15 protein-coding genes are annotated in these 19,790 nt (G+C 68.6%); 12 read left to right on the top strand and 3 right to left on the bottom strand.

Going from position 1 to position 19,790, the window contains the following annotated elements:
- Positions 1–42 precede the first annotated feature (42 nt).
- The 9 genes from ilvC (at position 43) to Q0907_RS10730 (ending at position 9,335) form a co-directional block, all read left to right on the top strand.
- Complete coding sequence (gene ilvC, locus Q0907_RS10770; protein ID WP_299344418.1) at positions 43–1,050, top strand: ketol-acid reductoisomerase; 1,008 nt, start codon at positions 43–45, stop codon at positions 1,048–1,050.
- Entirely contained in the window at positions 1,047–2,795 is a 1,749-nt protein-coding gene (ilvG, locus tag Q0907_RS10765; protein WP_299344416.1) for an acetolactate synthase 2 catalytic subunit, read from the top strand. Before ilvC ends, ilvG begins: the two co-directional genes overlap by 4 nt.
- Entirely contained in the window at positions 2,779–3,051 is a 273-nt protein-coding gene (locus Q0907_RS10760; protein WP_185895073.1) for an ACT domain-containing protein, read from the top strand. The genes ilvG and Q0907_RS10760 overlap by 17 nt, the downstream gene beginning before the upstream one ends.
- Before the next feature lie 72 nt (positions 3,052–3,123).
- The gene (locus tag Q0907_RS10755; protein WP_299344414.1) at positions 3,124–4,257 is read left to right on the top strand and encodes a threonine dehydratase; all 1,134 of its coding nucleotides are present in this window, start codon (positions 3,124–3,126) and stop codon (positions 4,255–4,257) included.
- Positions 4,254–5,804 carry a 2-isopropylmalate synthase gene (locus Q0907_RS10750; RefSeq protein WP_299344411.1) on the top strand — a complete coding sequence of 517 codons (1,551 nt, stop codon included), beginning with the start codon at positions 4,254–4,256 and terminating at the stop codon, positions 5,802–5,804. The genes Q0907_RS10755 and Q0907_RS10750 overlap by 4 nt, the downstream gene beginning before the upstream one ends.
- A gap of 46 nt (positions 5,805–5,850) precedes the next feature.
- Positions 5,851–7,272, top strand: coding sequence for a 3-isopropylmalate dehydratase large subunit (leuC, locus tag Q0907_RS10745; protein WP_296279295.1), 1,422 nt, complete (start codon positions 5,851–5,853; stop codon positions 7,270–7,272).
- Positions 7,272–7,853 carry a 3-isopropylmalate dehydratase small subunit gene (gene leuD / locus Q0907_RS10740; RefSeq protein ID WP_296279294.1) on the top strand — a complete coding sequence of 194 codons (582 nt, stop codon included), beginning with the start codon at positions 7,272–7,274 and terminating at the stop codon, positions 7,851–7,853. The genes leuC and leuD overlap by 1 nt, the downstream gene beginning before the upstream one ends.
- The gene (gene leuB / locus Q0907_RS10735; RefSeq protein WP_299344407.1) at positions 7,843–8,931 is read left to right on the top strand and encodes a 3-isopropylmalate dehydrogenase; all 1,089 of its coding nucleotides are present in this window, start codon (positions 7,843–7,845) and stop codon (positions 8,929–8,931) included. Before leuD ends, leuB begins: the two co-directional genes overlap by 11 nt.
- Before the next feature lie 71 nt (positions 8,932–9,002).
- Positions 9,003–9,335, top strand: a complete 333-nt coding sequence (locus Q0907_RS10730) for a hypothetical protein (protein WP_296279291.1) — start codon at positions 9,003–9,005, stop codon at positions 9,333–9,335.
- Here the strand turns inward: Q0907_RS10730 and Q0907_RS10725 are convergent, their stop codons facing one another.
- The 3 genes from Q0907_RS10725 to Q0907_RS10715 all read right to left on the bottom strand — a co-directional run bounded on the left by Q0907_RS10725 (position 9,336) and on the right by Q0907_RS10715 (position 16,703).
- Positions 9,336–12,302 (bottom strand): ligand-binding sensor domain-containing diguanylate cyclase, encoded by a 2,967-nt coding sequence (locus Q0907_RS10725; RefSeq protein WP_299344403.1) that lies wholly within the window; start codon positions 12,300–12,302, stop codon positions 9,336–9,338.
- Positions 12,303–12,388: 86 nt separating this feature from the next.
- Complete coding sequence (locus tag Q0907_RS10720; RefSeq protein WP_299344400.1) at positions 12,389–15,559, bottom strand: efflux RND transporter permease subunit; 3,171 nt, start codon at positions 15,557–15,559, stop codon at positions 12,389–12,391.
- Positions 15,560–15,563: 4 nt separating this feature from the next.
- Complete coding sequence (locus Q0907_RS10715; RefSeq protein WP_299344398.1) at positions 15,564–16,703, bottom strand: efflux RND transporter periplasmic adaptor subunit; 1,140 nt, start codon at positions 16,701–16,703, stop codon at positions 15,564–15,566.
- A 78-nt stretch (positions 16,704–16,781) separates the two neighbouring features.
- Between Q0907_RS10715 and Q0907_RS10710 the strand changes: the two genes are divergently transcribed.
- The 3 genes from Q0907_RS10710 (at position 16,782) to Q0907_RS10700 (ending at position 19,626) form a co-directional block, all read left to right on the top strand.
- The gene (locus Q0907_RS10710) at positions 16,782–17,453 is read left to right on the top strand and encodes a TetR/AcrR family transcriptional regulator (RefSeq protein ID WP_296279285.1); all 672 of its coding nucleotides are present in this window, start codon (positions 16,782–16,784) and stop codon (positions 17,451–17,453) included.
- Between the two features lie 147 nt (positions 17,454–17,600).
- Positions 17,601–18,257, top strand: a complete 657-nt coding sequence (locus tag Q0907_RS10705; protein WP_299344395.1) for a protein-L-isoaspartate O-methyltransferase — start codon at positions 17,601–17,603, stop codon at positions 18,255–18,257.
- 22 nt (positions 18,258–18,279) lie between these two features.
- Positions 18,280–19,626 carry a TolC family outer membrane protein gene (locus tag Q0907_RS10700; RefSeq protein ID WP_296279281.1) on the top strand — a complete coding sequence of 449 codons (1,347 nt, stop codon included), beginning with the start codon at positions 18,280–18,282 and terminating at the stop codon, positions 19,624–19,626.
- Positions 19,627–19,790 lie beyond the last annotated feature (164 nt).

Below are 19,790 nucleotides of genomic sequence, written 5' to 3'. Positions count from 1 at the left end.
TAAGCGCCTGTCCTTACCTCAACTCTCCAGGAACCACGCTCCATGACCACCGCCAATGCTCTCCCGCAACCCAAGATCACTGTCGTCGGCTACGGCAGCCAGGGCCGCGCGCATGCGCTGAACCTGCGCGATTCCGGCTTCGACGTCACCGTCGGCCTGCGTCCGGGCGGCCCGACGGAGGCCAAGGCGCAGGCCGACGGCTTCGCGGTGAAGGCGGTGGCCGATGCGGTGAAGGATGCCGACCTGGTCGCGGTGCTGACGCCGGACATGGTGCAGAAGAAGCTCTACGCCGACGTGCTGGCGCCGAACATGAAGCAGGGCGCGGTGCTGCTGTTCGCGCACGGCCTCAACGTGCACTTCGGCATGATCGAACCGCGCGCCGACCTGGACGTGGTGCTGGTCGCGCCGAAGGGTCCTGGCGCGCTGGTGCGCCGCGAATACGAGATCGGTCGCGGCGTGCCGTGCATCTACGCCGTGTACCAGGACAAGAGCGGGAAGGCCGAGCAGTTCGCCCTGGCCTACGCCGGCGGCCTGGGCGGCGCACGCGCCAACATCATCAAGACCACCTTCAAGGAAGAGACCGAGACCGACCTGTTCGGCGAACAGGCCGTGCTGTGCGGCGGCGCCTCGTCGCTGGTGCAGGCCGGCTTCGAGACGCTGGTGGAAGCCGGCTACCAGCCGGAAATCGCCTACTACGAAGTGCTGCACGAGCTGAAGCTGATCGTCGACCTGTTCTACGAAGGCGGCATCACCCGCATGCTGGAATTCATCTCCGAAACCGCGCAGTACGGCGATTTCGTCAGTGGCCCGCGCGTCATCGACGCTTCGGTGAAGGCGCGCATGAAGGACGTGCTGACCGACATCCAGAACGGCACCTTCACCCGCAACTGGCAGGCCGAGTACGACGCCGGGCTGCCGAACTACAAGAAGTTCCAGCAGGCCGACAAGGATCATCCGATCGAGAAGGTCGGCAAGGAGCTGCGCGCGAAGATGGTGTGGCTGCAGGCCAATGCCAGCCAACCCGATACAGACGAGCAGGCCGCCGCATGAACGCCGCCGCGGCCACTGCCCCACGCAATGGCGCCCGCTGGCTGGCCCACGCCCTGGAAGCCGAGGGCGTGGACACGCTGTTCGGCTATCCCGGCGGCACCATCATGCCGTTCTACGACGCGCTGGTGGATTCCAACCTCAAGCACATCCTGGTGCGCCATGAGCAGGGCGCGGCGCTGGCGGCGAACGGATACGCCCGCGCCAGCGGCAAGGTCGGCGTGTGCGTGGCCACCTCCGGTCCCGGCGCGTCCAACCTGGTGACCGGCATCGCCGATGCGATGCTGGACTCGGTGCCGATGGTCTGCCTGACCGGCCAGGTCGCCACCACGCTGATGGGCACCGATGCGTTTCAGGAACTGGACGTGTTCGGTCTGACCCTGCCGATCGTGAAGCACAGCTTCGTCGCCCGGCGCGTGGACGACCTGCCGGAGATGGTGCGCGAAGCCTTCCGCATCGCGCGCGAAGGCCGCCCTGGCCCGGTGTTGATCGATCTGCCCAAGGACGTGCAGATGTCCGACGCCTCGCACCTGCCCGACCACGTCCCGGCCAGCGTCGATCCGCTGCCCGCGCCGGACGACGCGAAGCTGGCCGATGCGCTGGCCGCCATCGCCGGTGCCGAGAAACCGCTGATCTACGGCGGTGGCGGTATCGGCATCGCGGATGCGGTGGAGGCGTTCCGCCAGTTCGTCGACGCCACGAAGATTCCCACCGTGCTGACCCTGCGCGGCCTGGGCGCCCTGCCCGCGAACCATCCGCACTACCTGGGCATGCTGGGCATGCACGGGACGCGCGCGGCCAACATGGCCACCCAGGAGTGCGACCTGCTGATCGTGGTGGGTGCGCGCTTCGACGACCGGGCCACCGGCAAGCTGGCCGAGTTCGCCCCGTTCGCCCGCGTGCTGCACGTGGATGCCGACGCCTACGAGATCGGCAAGCTGCGCACCGCCGACATCGCGGTGCCCGGCGATGTCGCCACCAGCCTGAAGGCGCTGACCGCCGCGCGCAGCACCTGCGATGAATGGCGCAGGCACTGCCTGGGCAATCGCGAACGGTTCGGCTTCCGCTATGACGCGCCCGGCACCGACATCTATGCGCCCGGCCTGCTGAAGCGGTTGAGCGAAGTGGCGCCGGCGGACGCGATCATCGCGTGCGACGTCGGCCAGCACCAGATGTGGGTGGCGCAGCACTGCAAGTTCACCCACCCGCGCAACCACCTGACCAGCGGCGCACTGGGCACGATGGGCTTCGGCCTGCCGGCGGCGATGGGCGCGCAGTTCGCCTGTCCGGACCGCACCGTCATCCTGGTCAATGGCGATGGCGGCTTCATGATGAACGTGCAGGAGCTGGCGACCATCGCCCGCTGCAAGCTGCCGGTGAAGATCGTGCTGATCGACAACAGCGCGCTGGGCATGGTGCGGCAATGGCAGGAACTGTTCTTCGCCGAGCGCTACAGCGAGATCGACCTGTCCGACAACCCGGACTTCGCCGCGCTGGCCCGCGTGTTCGGCATTCCCGCGCACCACATCAGCCTGCGCGACGAGGTCGAAGGCGCGCTGGCCGACCTGCTGTCCGCGCCGGGTCCGGCGCTGCTGCACGTCACCATCGACATCAAGGCCAACGTGTGGCCGCTGGTGCCGCCGAACCACGCCAACAGCTCGATGCTGGACGCCAATCCCGCCAAGGTCGCCGCCGAGACTGCCATCGCGGCCGACGGCCCGGAGAAGAAGAATGCGTTACCGGCTTGAACTGAAGCTCAAACCTGCCGAGGGCGCCCTGGTGCGCGTGCTGGGCATGATCGAGCGCCGTGGTTTTCCGCCCCATGCGGTGCACGCCACCCACGACGGCGAGGGCTACTGGGCGCTGGCGCTGGTGATCGACAGCACCCGCGCACCGGAGACCCTGCGCCAGCAGCTGTTGAAGATCTACGACGTGGAGGAACTGTCCTTCAGTGCCGTGCAGGAACTGAGCCGCGACCATCGCCGCCAGGAGCGCGCTGCTTGAGCGCCACGCCCGCCAACGCAGGCTCCGTGGTCCGGAGGCGTCTTCTTCGACATCAGCCGTTCGCGTGCCGCGATGCCTGATGCCGGCCGCGCGCCCGCCAGCAACGAACCGGACGTAGGCGACGTCGTCGTCACCGTGGCCGATGTGCTGGCGGCGCAGGCGCGGCTGCGCCGTTACCTGCCCCCCACCCCACTGCATCATGCGGAACGTTTCGGCGTGATGCTGAAGCTGGAGAACCTGCAGCGCACCGGCTCCTACAAGGTCCGTGGTGCGTTGAACGCCTTGCTGGCCGCCCGCGAGCGTGGCGACCGACGGCCGGTGATCGCCGCCTCGGCAGGCAACCACGCGCAAGGGCTGGCCTGGGCGGCGTACCGGCTGGGCGTGCAGGCGATCACGGTGATGCCGCACGGCGCGCCGCAGACCAAGATCGCCGGCGTCGCCCACTGGGGTGCCACCGTGCGCCAGCATGGCGACAGCTATGACGAAGCCTTCGCCTTTGCGAAGGAACTGGCCGAGCAGAATGGCTACCGCTTCCTGTCCGCCTTCGACGACCCCGACGTGATCGCCGGCCAGGGCACGGTCGGCATCGAGATCGCACCCTACACCCCGGATGTCGTCATCGTGCCGATCGGCGGTGGCGGACTGGCGTCGGGCGTCGCGCTGGCGCTGAAGTCGCAGGGCGTGCGCGTGGTCGGCGCGCAGGTCGAGGGCGTGGATTCGATGATCCGCGCGATGAAGGGCGACACCGCACCGAAGGATCCGGTCGCCTCGCTGGCCGATGGCGTGCGGGTGAAGGTGCCCGGCTTCATCACCCGTCGCCTGTGCACGCAGTTGCTGGACGACGTGGTGACCGTGCGCGAAGCCGAACTGCGCGAGACGCTGGTGCGCTTGGCGCTGGAAGAGCACCTGATCGCCGAGGGCGCCGGCGCGCTGGCCCTGGCCGCCGGTCGTCGCGTCGCCGGCAAGCGCAAGTGCGCGGTGGTTTCGGGTGGCAATATCGACGCGACCGTGCTGGCGCAGCTGCTGTCCGACGTGCGACCGCGTCCTCCGCGCAAGCCGCGCCGGCGCAACGCCGAGGGCGAGCCCTCGCTTCCCAGTTCCCGCGCGCCTGCCCGCGCCGCGGCCAGACTCCCCATCAAGACAGGCACGCGCCGCATCGCGGTCGCCGCCACGGAAACAGAAGTACACGAGGAATCCATCTGGTGAACACGACCATTCCCACCCCCGCACAGATCCGAATTTTCGACACCACGCTGCGCGACGGCGAGCAATCCCCGGGTTGCAGCATGACGCCGCAGCAGAAAGTGGTGATGGCCCGCGGCCTGGCCGACCTGGGCGTGGACATCATCGAGACCGGCTTTCCCGCCAGCTCGCAGTCCGACCGCGAAGCGCATGCGTTGATCGCACGCGAGCTGCGCGAGACTACGCTGGCGGTGCTCTCCCGTTGCCTGCCGGGCGACATCGAGACCTCGCTGCGCACGCTGGCGTCGGGCGCGAAGCCGCGCCTGCACCTGTTCCTGTCCACCAGCCCGCTGCACCGCGAGCACAAGCTGCGGATGAGCCGCGAGCAGGTACTGGAATCCATCGACAAGCATGTGCGCATGGCGCGGGGCCATGTCGACGACATCGAGTTCTCCGCCGAAGACGCGACCCGCACCGAGGAGGACTTCCTGCACGAAGCGATCGCCGCCGCGATTTCCGCCGGCGCGACCACCATCAACCTGCCGGACACGGTCGGCTTCACCACGCCGGAGGAGATCCGCGGCATGTTCGAGCGCGCGATCGCCAAGGTACCCGGCGCCGACAAGGTGGTGTTCAGCGCCCACTGCCACAACGACCTGGGCCTGGCGGTCGCGAACTCGCTGGCCGCCATCGAAGGCGGTGCGCGCCAGGTGGAAGGATCGATCAACGGCATCGGCGAGCGTGCGGGCAACTGCGCGATCGAGGAACTGGTGATGGCGCTGAAGGTCCGCAGCGCGTTCTACACCCTGGATACGCGCATCGACACCCGCCGCATCGTGCCGACCTCGCAGCTGCTGTCGCGCCTGGTCGGCATGCCCGTCCAGCGCAACAAGGCCATCGTCGGCGCCAACGCGTTCGCGCACGAATCCGGCATCCACCAGCACGGCATGCTGCGCCACCGCGGCACCTACGAGATCATGCAGCCTCAGGACGTGGGCTGGCCGTCGTCGCAGATGGTGCTGGGCCGCCACAGCGGGCGCGCGGCGGTCGAACAGCGCCTGCGTGCGCTGGGCTACTGGCTGGAAGAGGACGAGCTGAAGCTGGTGTTCGAGCAGTTCAAGACCCTGTGCGAGAAGCAGCGCGTGATCGGCGACGCCGACCTGCAGGCGCTGATGCAGGACGCACCGGTCAGCGATGGTTACCGGCTGTCGTCGATGACGATCAGCGACGTCGGGAGCCGCGCCAACGCGCTGGTCGAACTGTCGGATCCGGACGGCAACCGCATTTCGGAAACCGCACAGGGCAATGGCCCGGTCGATGCGCTGTTCAGCGCACTGGCCGCCGCCACCGGCGTGCAGCTGCAGTTGGAGAGCTACCAGGTGCACAGCGTGGGCATCGGTGCCGATGCGCGCGGCGAAGCCAGCCTGTCGGTGCGCTGCGACGGCGAGGAATACGAAGGCACCGGCACCAGCAAGGACATCATCGAGGCCAGCGCGTTGGCCTGGCTGGATGTCGCCAACCGGCTGCTGCGCCAGCGCCGCGTCGAGAAGCAAGAAGCAGCGGCCGCCTGAGGCGCCACCCTGTTTTCACCCCGTCCAACGCACCACCGGAACCCGCATGACCGCGCCACGCACCTTGTTCGACAAACTGTGGGAAGCCCACGTCGTCGTCCCCGAGACCGACGCCGCTCCCGCCGTGCTCTATATCGACCTGCACCTGATCCACGAGGTCACGTCGCCACAAGCCTTCACCGAGCTCAAGGCACGTGGCCTGTCGCCGCGCCGCCCGGATCGCACGAAGGCGACGATGGACCACTCCACGCCCACCCTGCCCGCCGGTGCCGATGGCAAGCTGCCGTACTACACCAAGGCGGCCGAAACGCAGGTGGAAACGCTGGCGCGCAACTGCGCCGAGCACGGAATCGAACTGTTCGACATGGCGTCGCCGAACCGCGGCATCGTCCATGTCATCGCGCCGGAGCAGGGCTTCACCCTGCCCGGGATGACCATCGTCTGCGGCGACAGCCACACCAGCACGCATGGTGCGTTCGGCGCGCTGGCGTTCGGCATCGGCACCAGTGAAGTCGGCCACGTGCTGGCCACCCAGTGCCTGCTGCAGCGCAAGCCGAAAACGATGGCCATCACCGTCGACGGTGCCCTCGCGCCCGGCGTCGGCGCCAAGGACATCGTCCTGCACGTGATCGGCGTGATCGGCGTCAACGGCGGCACCGGCCATGTCATCGAGTTCCGCGGCAGCGCCATCGAGGCGCTGGACATGGAGCAGCGCATGACCCTGTGCAACATGTCGATCGAGGCCGGAGCGCGTGCCGGCATGGTGGCGCCGGACCAGACCACGTTCGACTGGGTCGCGCGCACCCCTCGCGGACCCAAGGGCGAGGCGTTCGACGACGCTGTCGCGTACTGGAAGACGCTGCGCAGCGAAGACGGCGCCACGTTCGATGCCGAGGTCCGCATCGATGCCGCCGACATCCGGCCGACCCTGACCTGGGGTACGCATCCTGGCACCGCGATCGGGATCGATGTGCCGATTCCCGAACCTGCCGACGCCGCCGCGAAGAAGGGCCTGGACTACATGCAGCTCAGTGCCGGCCATGCGCTGGAAGGCACGCCGGTGGACGTGGTGTTCGTCGGTTCCTGCACCAACGGACGCCTGCGCGACATGCGCGACGTGGCGCAGGTGCTGCGTGGTCGCAAGGTGGCCGCCGGCGTGCGCATGCTGGTCGTGCCGGGCTCGGAGATCGTCAAGCGCGAAGCCGAAGCCGAGGGCATCGACCAGGTGGTCCGCGACGCAGGGGCCGAATGGCGCGAGCCCGGCTGCTCGATGTGCATCGCGATGAATGGCGACCTGGTGGCGCCGGGCCAGTTGGCCGTCAGCACCAGCAACCGCAACTTCGAAGGCCGCCAGGGTCCGGGCGCGCGCACGTTGCTGGCATCGCCGCTGACCGCAGCGTGGGCGGCGGTGAACGGACGGGTCAGCGACCCACGCGATCTGTTCGACCACCAGAAGGCGGTGGCGTGATGGCCGGCTTCCGCGAAATCCGCTCGCAGAGCGTGGTGCTGGCGCAGACCAACATCGACACCGACCAGATCATCCCCGCGCGCTTCCTGTCGACGACCGACCGTGCCGGCCTGGGCAAGAACGCCTTCAACGACTGGCGCTGGCAGGCCGATGGCTCGCCGAACCCGTCGTTTCCCTTCAACCAGTCCGCGAACGCGGGGCGCGAGATCCTGCTGGCCGGCCGCAACTTCGGCTGCGGTTCCTCGCGCGAGCACGCGCCCTGGGCACTGACCGACCTGGGCCTGCGCGCGATCGTCAGCAGCGAGATCGCCGACATCTTCCGCAACAACAGCCTGAAGAACGGCCTGGTGCCGGTCGTGTTGCCGGAAGAAGTGGTGCAGGCCCTGATGCAGCGCCCCGACGACGAACTCGTCGTCGATGTCGCCGCGAAGGAACTCCGCACGCCGCAGGGTGACGTCTTTTCCTTCCCGCTCGATGCCTTCGCGCAGACCTGCCTGCTGCAGGGCGTCGACGAACTGGGCTACCTGCTGGCCCGCCACACCGACATCGAACGCTACGAGGCCACCCGCCATGCACGCTGACATCGCCCTCCTGCCCGGTGACGGCATCGGTCCGGAAGTCACCGCCGCCGCCGTCACCGTGCTGCGCGCGCTCGCGCGCCGCCACGGCCATACCTTCGACTTCCACGAGTACGACATCGGTGGCATCGCCATCGACAGGCACGGCGAACCATTGCCGCAGGCGACGCTGCAGGGCTGCCAGCAGGCGAACGCGGTGCTGCTCGGCGCCGTGGGCGGCCCGAAGTGGTCGGACCCGAACGCCAAGGTCCGCCCGGAGCAGGGACTGCTGGCACTGCGCAAGGGGCTGGGCCTGTTCGCCAACCTGCGCCCGGTCCGCCCGCACCCGGCCGCACTGAACGCCTCCCCGATCAAGCCGCACCTGCTCACCGGCGTGGACATCGTGGTGGTGCGCGAGTTGACCGGCGGCATCTACTTCGGCGAGAAGACCCGCGATGCGCGCGGCGCCAGCGACCTGTGCAGCTATTCGGTCACCGAGATCGAGCGCGTGGTGCGCAGCGCATTCAAGCTGGCCCGGCAACGGCGTGGTTACCTGGTCTCGGTCGACAAGGCCAATGTGCTGGAGACCTCGCGCCTGTGGCGCGACGTCGCCACGCGCATCGGCAACGAGGAATTCCCCGACGTGAAGCTGGAACACCAGCTGGTGGACTCGATGGCCATGCACCTGCTCGCCAAGCCACGCGAGTACGACGTCATCGTCACCGAGAACATGTTCGGCGACATCCTGACCGACGAGGCCTCGATGCTGGCCGGTTCGCTCGGCCTGCTGCCCTCGGCGTCGCTGGGCGACGGCAAGGTCGGCCTGTACGAACCGATCCATGGCTCCGCGCCGGACATCGCGGGCAAGGGCATCGCCAATCCCTACGCCACCATCCTGAGCTGCGCGCTGCTGCTGCGCCACTCGCTGGGCCTGCATGAGGAGGCGGACTGCATCGAACGGTCCGTGGATGGCGCGCTCAATGCGCAGGTGTTCACCAACGACCTGGCTACCGGCGGCCGCGGCGTGTCCACGCAGGTGGCGGCGCAGGCCGTGCTCGAACAGATGCAGGCGCAGTGCTACGTGGCCGAACTGCGCGACTGAGGCGCGTGGCCTGAGGGCGGCATCCCCTGCGTTGAAGGACAGGCAGGGGATGCACGCACAGGACAGGCACGATGCCCACGACGCAGATCGAGAAGTACCACGTCATCTATTCCGCCAACACCTTCCGCCGCCGCATCGGCCTGATGGCCGGCGGCGCATACATCGGCCAGTTGGTGTTCCATGCCAACGGTGCCGCGTTGCCCCAGGACGGGCTGAACGGGACGCAGCCGCAGCTGCACTATCACCTGGACGATTTCCAGAACGCGATCGACCTGCTGCGCAACGAGAAGCCGGTCTACCTGCTCTACAGCGGCAGCGGCGGCGGCTTCGAGAATGCGCTGGTGACCGATCCTGAAACCGTCGGCGAAGGCGAAGCGGGCGGGCTGCGGTTCGTCGGTCGCTGATCAGCCCGACACCAGGCGATTGCGCCCCTGCTGTTTCGCGCGGTAGAGGCGCTCGTCGGCGACCCGTAGCAGGTCGCGCAGGTCCTGCCCGGCCTCCAGTTCCGCGACGCCGATGCTCACCGTGCATCGCAACGTGCCGCCGTCGGGCGTGTCGATGCCGGCCTGGGCGATGCCTTCGCGCAGGGCGTCCAGGCGCGCACGCGCAGTCGACCACGGCAACTGCTGGCAGACCAGGAACTCTTCCCCGCCCCACCGTGCGATCAGTACATCGTCGTGATCGCCGATCGCCTGCCCTGCCAGCGCCGCGACCTGAGACAGGACGTCATCGCCGAATGCGTGGCCGTAACGGTCGTTGACGGTCTTGAAGTGGTCGATGTCCAGCAAGGCCACGGACAGCGGCCGCCCTTCGCGGCGGCTGGTGTCGAGTGCCTCGGCGAGGAACGCGTCGCCGGCACGGCGATTGGCAAGCCGGGTCAGGGGATCGTGGCGGGCCTGGTAGGCCAACTGCTCCAGCAACCGCGCATTCGCCTCGCCGGCCTGTTCGAGCTGCGCGTTCTTGTCGCTCAGCTCCGAGGTGCGCGCATCGATCTGTACCTGCAGGCGATGCTGGCGATGCCGCTGGCCCCGCATCGCCAACAGCAGGACGCCCCAACCCAGCACACCGGCCAGCACGACATAGGCGACCATCGCCCATGCCTGCAGCCACCACGGCGCCGCCTTGTCCAGGTCCGCCGTGCGCATCACCAGGCCTTCCGGCCTGCTCCAGTCCGCGGGCGCGTTCATCACCTGTACTTCGAAGCGAAGTTTGCCCGCGGGCAGGTTGGTGTACACCGCATCGTGCGCGACGCCGTTGTCGGTCTCGATCCAGCCACGGTCGAAGCCGACCATGCGGTAGCGATAGCGGAGTCGCTCGGGAGCGCGCTGGTTCAGCCCGGTGAAGCGGATCACCACGCGGCGCGTGTCCGCCGCCAGGGCGTAGCGCGCCTGCAAGGGCAGCACGCGGCCGTCGGCTTCCACCGACTCGATGACCAGCGTGACGCCCTGGCTGCGTTGGCGACGGGCGTCGTCCGGATCGATCACGCCAACGCCGTTCGCCGTCGCGAACCACAGCTTGCCGTCGCGCATCGGCCAGCCCGCCGGCGCGGAGGCACCGTTGGCCTGGCTGCTCGGCAGTCCGTCCGCATGGGTGAACGCTTCCACCGGCAGGCGCGTCAGATGGCGGTTCTCGACGGCCGTCAGCGCCGGGCGCGAGATGCGGAAGACGCCACGATTGCTCGATACCCAGAAATCCCCGTTGTCGTCCTCCAGCAGCCGGAACAGGCGATTGTTCGGCAGTCCCTGGCGATGGTCGAACTGCATGAACGTGCCGTCGCGCCAGTGCAGCAGGCCGCGGTCGGAGGCGACCCACAGGCTGCCGTCGGGGTCGGCGAGGAAGTCGAATGCGGCGACGGCCGGGAAATCGGACATCGGCGTCCAGCGGCGCAGCGTGCCATCGCGCTGCATCATCGCCATGCCGTTGCTGGTGCCGATCCACAGCACGCCCTGCGCGGTTTCGTAGAGCACGTAGACGTTGCCGTCGGGCAGTCCGTCGTCGGCGTCGTAATGGCGCACGATGCGGCCCTCGCGATAGACGGTCACGCCTTCGTTGCTGCCGATCCACAAGGAGCCGTCCGCACGTTCGAGCAGTGCGCGCACATGGTTGGACGGCAGGCCATCCGCTTCGTCCAGGCGCCAGGGCGAACCCTGCGCGCCTTCGCCGGCGGCGGGCAGATGGATCACGCCCTGGTCGTAGGTCCCGATCCACAGTCCGCCGTCGCGCGCATTGGCCAGTGACAGCACGGACGGATCGGACTTGCCATCGAAGGCGAGCGGCACGGCGCGGCTCCGCCCCGCCTGCCAGGCGTCCACGCCCATCGGATGGCCGATCCACGCGCCCTGCCCGGGCCGCTCGATGATCGCGCGCACGTAGATGTCGCGCAGCCCGCTGCTGCGGCCCAGTCCGAACACCGGCCCGTCGGAGATGCGGTACAGCCCGTTGGTGGTGCCCACCCACAACAGGCCATCGCGGTCCTCGAACAGGGCGGGCGCCAGCCGACCCATCAGGCCCTCGCGCTCGCCCAGGGTTTCATAGCGCCCCTGCGCGTAGCGACGCAGGCCGTCGAGGGTGGAGACCCACAGGTTGCCGTTGCGGTCCTCCAGCATGGCTTCGACGCGTTCGCCGGTGATCTGCCGGGCCCGCCCGTGCTCCAGCCGCCAGACGCCTGCGCTGCCGCCGACCAGCAGCCCGCCCCAGCGCGACGGTTGCACCGCCAGCACCGATGTTTCCGGCAGGCCGACACCGCTGCCCCATTCGCTGGCTTTTCCCTGGTCGATCCGGAACAGGCCGTGGCGGTTGCCCACCAGCGCCCGCCCGTCCTGCAACGGCAGGATCGTCAGCACCCGCTCGTTGGCGAGACGCGCGTGATCGCTCTCTATTTCCAGCAGGCGGCCGTCCGCCTCCATGCGGAACAGGGCATGGTCGGTCCCGATCCACAGGGCACCGTCCGGTCCGTAGCGCAGCACGGAAACATCCGCCAGCGTGCCTGCGCGGCCCGGCAGTCGCTGCCAGCGCCCCTGGTGGAAGCGCAGTACACCCGGCCCCACGCGGCCCAGGCTCAGCACCATGCCGCCCTGCGGGTGCGGCGTGATCGCGCGCACGCCCTCGATTTCCAGCCCCTCGACCGTGCCTGCGTCGTAAGCGGTAAAGCGGCGGCCGTCGAAGCGCGCCGCGCCCTCCCATGTCCCGGTCCACACGTACCCGTCGGCATCCTGGTGGATGGCGTGTATCAGGTTATGCGGCAGCCCGTCCTCCATGGTCCAGCGCGCGATCGTGTACTCGTCGACCTTGCGCGCAGGGTCCAGCGCCCACGCGGGGGCGCCGACGAGCAGGACCAGCAGACACAGGCCTTGGATCAGCAGGCGGCGCACGGCGGGCACAGGGTCCGGAGGGGCTTCGACCTCCACAGTATCGGCTGCGGCGGGGGGGTTCTTGAACCCCCGCCGCGCCGGGTCGCTCAGCGCGCGGCGCCCTCTTCCGGCCGCACCTTGAACCAGGCCGCGTACAGCGCCGGCAGGAAGAACAGCGTCAGCACGGTGGCCACGGTCAGGCCGCCCATGATGGCCACCGCCATCGGCCCGAAGAAGGCGCTGCGCGACAGCGGGATCATCGCCAGCACCGCCGCCAGCGCGGTCAGCACGATCGGCCTGAACCGGCGCACGGTGGCGTCGATGATCGCGTGCCAGCGGTCGTGGCCTGCCTGGATGTCCTGGTCGATCTGGTCCACCAGGATCACCGAGTTGCGCATGATCATGCCGGCCAGCGCAATCGTGCCCAGCATCGCCACGAAACCGAACGGCACGCGGAACACCAGCAGCGCCAGCGTCACGCCGATCAGGCCCAGCGGCGCCGTCAGCAGCACGAGCGCCATGCGCGAGAAGCTGCGCAGCTGCAGCATCAGCAACGTGGTCACGGCGAGCAGGAACAGCGGCATGCCGGCCGCGATGGACTTCTGCCCGCGTGCCGAATCCTCGACGGTGCCGCCGGTTTCCAGCAGGTAACCCTGCGGAAGCGCGAAGCGGATGCCATCCAGCGTCGGCGAAATCTGCGCCACCACCGTCGGTGCCGTCACATCGTCGCTGTTGAGGTCGGCGCGCACGGTCACCGTGGGCAGGCGGTCGCGGTGCCAGATGATGCCGTCCTCGAACGCGTATTCGAGATTGGCGATCTGCGACAACGGCACGCTGCCGCCGCTGCTCGTCGGTACCGCCAGGCTGCCCAGCAGGTCGAGCCGCGTACGCTCTTCCTCGGGACCCCGCAACAGGATCTCGACCAGCTCGTTGCCTTCGCGATAGGTACTGACGCTCAGGCCCGACAGCGAGCCGGACAGGAAGTGCGACACCTGCGCCGTACTGACGCCCAGGGCGCGCGCGCGATCCTGATCGATCTGCAGCCGCACGATCTTGCTCGGCTCGCTCCAGTCCAGGTTGACGTTGGAGACGTGCGGATTGGCGCGCACCTTCTCCGCCATCTGCCGCGCGATAGCCTGCACGCGATCGACATGCTCGCCGGACACGCGGAACTGGATCGGATACCCGACCGGGGGGCCGTTCTCGAGGCGGGTCACGCGGAACTGCAGTTCGGGGAATTGCGGCGCGACATCGTCGACCAGCCAGCGACGGGTCGACTCGCGCGCCCGGGTGTCCTGCGTCAGCACCACGAACTGCGAGAAATGCGCCTGCGGCAGCTGCTGGTCCAGCGGCAGGTAGAAGCGGGGCGAACCGGTGCCGATGTAGGCCACGTAGTTGATCACGCCTTCCCGCGTGGCGAGCAGCTTCTCGAGCTTGCGCGCCTGGGCATCGGTGGACTTCAGCGAGCTGCCTTCGGCCAGTTCCAGGTCCACCATCAGTTCGGGACGCACCGAGTCGGGGAAGAACTGCTGCGGCACGAAGCGGAACAGCGCGATGGACGCGACGAACGCGGCCGCGGTCACACCGATCACCAGCCACCGATGGCGCAGGCAGAACGCCAGCCAGCCGCGGAAGCGCTGGTAGAACGGCGTGTGGTACGGATTGTGGTCATGCGCATCGTGCGCCTTGGGTGCGAGCATGGCGGCGTACTGTGGCCAGCGATCCGCCAGCCGCGCGCGGAACGCATGCCAGCGTGCCGCAGGCGAGCCTGCTTTCGGCGGCTGCGGGTTGCCCAGGTCGGGCAGCATCTTGTCGCCCAGGTAAGGAATGAAGAGCACCGCCGCGATCCATGAAACGACCAGGGCGATCGTCACCACCTGGAACAGCGAACGCGTGTACTCGCCGGTGCTGGATGCGGCCGTCGCGATGGGCAGGAAGCCGGCCGCCGTGACCAGCGTGCCGGTGAGCATGGGGAAGGCGGTCGATTCGTAGGCGAAGCTGGCCGCCTTCAGCCGGTCGAAGCCCTGCTCCATCTTGATGGCCATCATCTCGACCGCGATGATCGCGTCGTCGACCAGCAGGCCCAGCGCGAGCACGAGCGCACCGAGCGAGATCTTGTGCAGGCCGATGCCGAAGTAGTGCATCACCGCGAACGTCATCGCCAGCACCAGCGGGATCGACACCGCCACCACCAGCCCCGTGCGCATGCCCAGCGAGAAGAAGCTGACCAGCAGCACGATGATCACCGCTTCCGCCAGCACGCGGACGAACTCGCCCACGGAGGCTTCCACGGCCGCCGGCTGGTCGGACACCTTGCGCAGTTCCATGCCCAGCGGCAGGGTCTTCTGCAGGCGATGGAACTCGGCCTCGAGCGTTTCGCCCAGCGTCAGGATGTCGCCGCCGTCCTTCATCGCCACCGCGATGCCGATGCCCGGCTGCCCCATGAAACGCATGCGCGGCGCGGCCGGGTCGGCGAAGCCGCGCTTGATCTCGGCGATGTCGCCCAGCTTGACGGTACGGCCGCCGGCGCGGATCGGGAATTCGCGGATCTCGTCGACCGACGTGAACTCGCCGCTGATGCGCAGTTGCACCCGATCGGTCGGCGTCTCGAAGAACCCCGCCGGCGTCACCGCGTTCTGTTCTTCCAGCGCCTGCTGCACCGCGTTGAGCGGTATGCCCAGCGTGGCCAGCTTGGTGTTCGACAGCTCGATCCAGATCTTCTCGTCCTGCAGGCCCACCAGTTCGACCTTGCCGACATCGTCCACCCGCTGCAGCTCCAGCTGGATGCGGTCGGCGTAATCCTTCATCACCGCGTAGTCGAAGCCTTCGCCGGTCAACGCATAGATGTTGCCGAAGGTGTCGCCGAACTCGTCGTTGAAGAAGGGGCCGATGACGCCGCTGGGCAGCGTGGCGCGGATGTCGCCGACCTTCTTGCGGACCTGGTACCAGAGTTGCGGCATGTCGCGCGACTTCAGGCTGTCGCGCGCAGCGAAGATCACCTGCGATTCGCCCGGCCGCGAATACGAACGGATGTATTCGTAGTTGCCGGTGGTCATCAGCGCCTTCTCGATGCGCTCGGTGACCTGCTGCGAAACCTCTTCGGCCGTCGCGCCCGGCCATACGGTGCGCACCACCATCGCCTTGAACGTGAACGGCGGATCCTCGGATTGCCCCAGGTGCTTGTACGACCACGCACCGATGATGCCGAGCAGGATCATGGTGAACAGCACCAGGCTGCGGTTGGTCAGCGCCCACTCGGAGAGATTGAAGCGGCGCATGCCGTTACTCCGAACGCGTGGCGATCGCCGCCGCGCCACCGGCGCCGACGGGCTTCAGCGGCCGGTTGCTGCGGTCCACCGGCGTGACGACCTGGCCCTGGCGCAGCAGGTGGCCACCCGCGGCGACGACCCAGTCGCTCGCCTTCACGCCCCCCAGCACGGGCACGGAAACGTCTCCGTAGGGTCCGAGCTGCACCGGGCGTGCCTGCACCTTGCCGCTGGCGGGATCGACCACCCACACCGTGGTCGCGCCGTCGTCGCCGCGCTGGATGGCCGACAGCGGCAGTTTCAGTGCCGCCTTCGTGCCGTTCTCCTGCACATAGACTCGGGCGCTCTGGCCCAGTTCGACCTGCTGCTGCGCATCGCCGACCAGGCTGACGCGCGCCGCATACGTCCGTGTCTGCGCGTCGGCGGCCGGCGCGATTTCGCGGATGGTACCGGGCAGGCGCTGGCCAGGCGCATTCCAGAGTTCGATCATCACCGGCTGCCCGACGCTGAAGGCACGGATGCGGTTCTCGGGCAGTCCGATGGCGACTTCGCGCCCGCCATCGGCTGCGAGCGTGAAGACCGTCTGGCCCGCGGCCACGACCTGGCCCGCTTCCGCCTGGCGGCTGGCGATCACGCCATCGCGCGGCGCGCGCAGTTGCGAATAGCCTTCCTGGTTGCGCATCACGTCCATTTGCGCGCGCGCCGCACGCGCCTGGCCCTCGGCGGCTTTCCAGGCGGCCACCTGCGCATCGTAGGCGGACTGGCTGATCAACTTGTCGCCGACCAGCTTGGCGTAGCGGTCGCGATCGCCACGGGCGCGGACCAGGTCGGCTTCGGCAGCGGCCAGTTGCGCCTGTGCCGCCTGCGCCTGCAAGGCGAAATCGCCCGCATCCAGTACCGCCAGCACTTCGCCCTTCTGCACGCGTGCACCGGCGTCCACGTTGCGGCGGACCAGGTTGCCGCCGACGCGGAACGACAGCGGACTCTCCTCGCGGGCGCGCACCTCGCCGGCATACGCCGACAATGCGGCATCGGCACCGCCGCCGGGCTGCACCACCAACGCCGGCCGCGGTGTTTCCGCGGGCTGTTCCGCGCTGCAGGCAGCCAAGCCCAGCAGGAGGATTCCGAACACTCCGTTCCAGCGCGTCTGGCGCATGACCGCTCCGTTGCGATTTCAATTAGTGGACTTGGCGGTATAGTATAAATATCGAACCGGGTAGTCTAGTATTACGTCATGGTCAGTCCACGCCCCGCATCCCGCCGCGCCAAGCCCCCCGTCAAGCCCGCCGCGAGCGGCCCCGGCCGGCCGAAGGACCTCGGCAAGCGCGCCGCCATCCTGGAGGCGGCCAAGCAGTTGTTCGCGCGCGAGGGATTCAACGGCGTGAGCATGGACCAGATCGCCGCCGAAGCGGGCGTCTCCAAGCTCACCGTGTACAGCCACTTCGGCGACAAGGACGCGTTGTTCGCTGCCGCGGTCCAGGCCAAGTGCGAGGAGATGCTGCCGGATGCCCTGTTCGAGATCGAACTGACCGGCAGCCTGCGCGACCAGCTGAAGGCCATCGCGCAAGCCTTCTTCGCGCTGATCACCAGCGAGGAGGCCATCAGCACGCATCGCATGATGATGGTCCCCGGCAACATCGACGACAAACTCAAGAAGACGTTCTGGGAAGCCGGCCCGCAGCGCACGCACGAGGCGTTCGCCACGCTGCTGCAGGCGCTGGTGGCCAAGGGCGAACTGGACATCCCGGATGTGGGCACGGCCTCGGTGCAGTTCTTCACCTTGATCAAGGGCGAGGTGCATGCGCGCATGACCTGCGGCCTTTGCAGCCAACCGGGACCGCTCGATACCCGTCGCCACATCGACGCCACCGTGGACATGTTCCTGAGGGCCTATGGCCGCCGCTGAAGCTGAAGCGCCACCCCGCGCGACGGAGGTTGCGGTGACTTCCGGCACTGCGCCCCCGGCCGGACCTGCCGCGATCCTTGCCCAGCGCGGACGATGCCAGCCCGGTAAAATGCCCGGCCCAGCCCTCCGCGTCGGATGACCACCCCCATGACGATCGATTACACCCAGGCCCGCGAAAACATGGTCGAGCAGCAGGTACGTCCCTGGGACGTGCTGGATGCGCGCGTGCTGGAGACGCTGGCCGCGCTGCCGCGCGAGAGCTTCGTGGCCGACGCGCACCGCGCGCTGGCCTACGCGGACCTGGAACTGCCGCTCGGGCATGGCCAGGCGATGGCCAAGCCCGTCATCGAGGGACGCACCCTGCAGGCGCTGAAGCCGCAGGCCGATGAGGACGTGCTGGAGATCGGGACCGGCAGCGGCTACCTGACCGCGTGCCTGGCGCACCTGGCGCGGGACGTCGTCAGCCTGGAGATCCACCCCGACCTCGCCGACGCCGCGCGCGCGCGCCTCGAGACCGCCGGACTCGGCAGCAACGTGCGCATCGAGACCGCCGATGCGCTGGCCTGGGACACCGACCGTCGTTTCGATGTTGTCTGTGTGACCGGCGCCGTCGCCACCGTGCCCGCGCGCTTCCTGCAGTGGCTGCGTCCGGGCGGACGCCTGTTCGTCGTGCAGGGCGTGTCGCCGGTGATGGAAGCCGTGCTGCACGTCAACGATGTCAACGGCCCCCGCATCGACTCGTTGTTCGAAACCGACCTCCCCTATCTGGTCGGCGCCGCGCCGGCGCCCCAGTTCGTCTTCTGAAGAAATACACAAAGGAACCCGCATGAGCCGTCGCCCCCTCGTACTCGCGCTCGCACTGGCCTTGCCGGTCGCGGCGAACGCCACCGACCTGATGCAGACCTATGAACTGGCGCGCACCGGCGACCCCCAGCTCTCCATCGCGGAGTCCACCCGCCTGATCGACAAGGAAGGCGCCGTGCAGGCGCGCGCTGTCCTGCTGCCGCAGATCACCGGCAGCGCCGGCTATGAGCTGACCCACAGCAGCCGTCCGGGCGATCCCACCGGCGACGGCAAGAGCCGCAGCTATGGCGCCTCGGTCAGCCAGACGATCTTCGACTGGAGCCGCATCGCCAACCTGCGCGGCCAGCGCGCCATCAGCCAGGCCGCCGACTACGATCTGGCGTCGGCGAACAACCTGCTGATCACGCGCACGTCGGCCGCCTACTTCAACGTGCTGATCGGCATCGAGTCGCTGGCCGCCGCCGAGACCAACGAGGCCGCGTCGAAGAAGCAGTTCGATTACGCGCAGAAGCGCCTCGATGTCGGCCTGGCGCCGATCACCGACGTGCACGAAGCCCGTGCGCAGTACGACAGCGCGCGCGCCAACACCATCCTCGCGCGCAACGCGCTGGACGACAGCTACCGCGCGCTGGCCGAGATCACCGGCCAGCCGATCAGCGGCCTGAAGGGCCTGCCGGACGACTTCCGTCCGGAACTGCCGCCCGAGCAGAACGCGCAGGCGTGGGTGGATCGCGCGCTCGAGCAGAACCCGGACCTGAAGTCGGCCGAGTACGTGCTGGAATCGGCACGGCATGGCGTATCCAGCGCGCGCGCGGGCCACTATCCCACGCTGAACTTCCGCGGCGGCTATTCCAATGGCACCGACTGGGACAGCGTGCCGGGCACGCTGTCGCGCGATGGCGAGGGCTACAACTGGGGCGTGACGCTGACCGTGCCGATCTTCTCCGGCGGCGCCACCCAGTCCGGCGTGCGCCAGGCCCTGGCCCAGCGCGACCGCGCGGCCGACGGCATGGAGCAGACCCGCCGCGCTTTGATCCGCAACACCAGCAACGCCTACCAGGCGCTGGTCGCCGGCGTGACCGAAGTGGAGGCCCGCCGCCTGGCCGTGTTCTCCGCGCAGAGCGCACTGGACGCCTCGCAGGTCGGCCTGGAGGTCGGTACCCGTACCGTGCTGGACGTGCTGCAGAACCAGCGCACGCTGTTCCAGGCGCAGGTGGAATACGCGCAGGCACGCTACAACTTCCTGCAGAACCGCTTGCTGCTGGAACAGGCCGCCGGTACCCTCGACGGCGCCGACGTGCAGGATGTCAACCGTCTGCTGACCGCCGACGCCGAAGCGCGCCTGTCGTCGCAGCCGGTGTCGCAGTAAGCACCTCGCGTCCCGTGCGCGATGACGACGGCGGGCTTCGGCCCGCCGTCGTCGTTTCCGGAGTGCCACGCTGTCGTGGCAGCGACGTCAGTCGCGATGCAGGCGGTGCCTGGCCGCCCAAGCGCTCGCGACTCACGTCGCTCCCACGGCCAGCTCACCTACTT

Origin of the sequence: uncultured Pseudoxanthomonas sp. (assembly GCF_947498795.1) — a bacterium.
Lineage (GTDB): Bacteria > Pseudomonadota > Gammaproteobacteria > Xanthomonadales > Xanthomonadaceae > Pseudoxanthomonas_A.
Note: the sequence above shows the minus strand (reverse complement) of the source record. Positions and strands in the feature narration are given on the sequence as shown.

Bases quoted from the DNA above. Each gene is read 5' to 3' on its own strand.
- ilvC (WP_299344418.1), top strand. From the start codon at position 43: ATGACCACCGCCAATGCTCTCCCGCAACCCAAGATCACTGTCGTCGGC.
- ilvG (WP_299344416.1), top strand. From the start codon at position 1,047: ATGAACGCCGCCGCGGCCACTGCCCCACGCAATGGCGCCCGCTGGCTG.
- Q0907_RS10760 (WP_185895073.1), top strand. From the start codon at position 2,779: ATGCGTTACCGGCTTGAACTGAAGCTCAAACCTGCCGAGGGCGCCCTG.
- Q0907_RS10755 (WP_299344414.1), top strand. From the start codon at position 3,124: ATGCCTGATGCCGGCCGCGCGCCCGCCAGCAACGAACCGGACGTAGGC.
- leuC (WP_296279295.1), top strand. From the start codon at position 5,851: ATGACCGCGCCACGCACCTTGTTCGACAAACTGTGGGAAGCCCACGTC.
- leuD (WP_296279294.1), top strand. From the start codon at position 7,272: ATGGCCGGCTTCCGCGAAATCCGCTCGCAGAGCGTGGTGCTGGCGCAG.
- leuB (WP_299344407.1), top strand. From the start codon at position 7,843: ATGCACGCTGACATCGCCCTCCTGCCCGGTGACGGCATCGGTCCGGAA.
- Q0907_RS10730 (WP_296279291.1), top strand. From the start codon at position 9,003: ATGCCCACGACGCAGATCGAGAAGTACCACGTCATCTATTCCGCCAAC.
- Q0907_RS10720 (WP_299344400.1), bottom strand. From the start codon at position 15,559: ATGCGCCGCTTCAATCTCTCCGAGTGGGCGCTGACCAACCGCAGCCTG.
- Q0907_RS10715 (WP_299344398.1), bottom strand. From the start codon at position 16,703: ATGCGCCAGACGCGCTGGAACGGAGTGTTCGGAATCCTCCTGCTGGGC.
- Q0907_RS10710 (WP_296279285.1), top strand. From the start codon at position 16,782: ATGGTCAGTCCACGCCCCGCATCCCGCCGCGCCAAGCCCCCCGTCAAG.
- Q0907_RS10705 (WP_299344395.1), top strand. From the start codon at position 17,601: ATGACGATCGATTACACCCAGGCCCGCGAAAACATGGTCGAGCAGCAG.
- Q0907_RS10700 (WP_296279281.1), top strand. From the start codon at position 18,280: ATGAGCCGTCGCCCCCTCGTACTCGCGCTCGCACTGGCCTTGCCGGTC.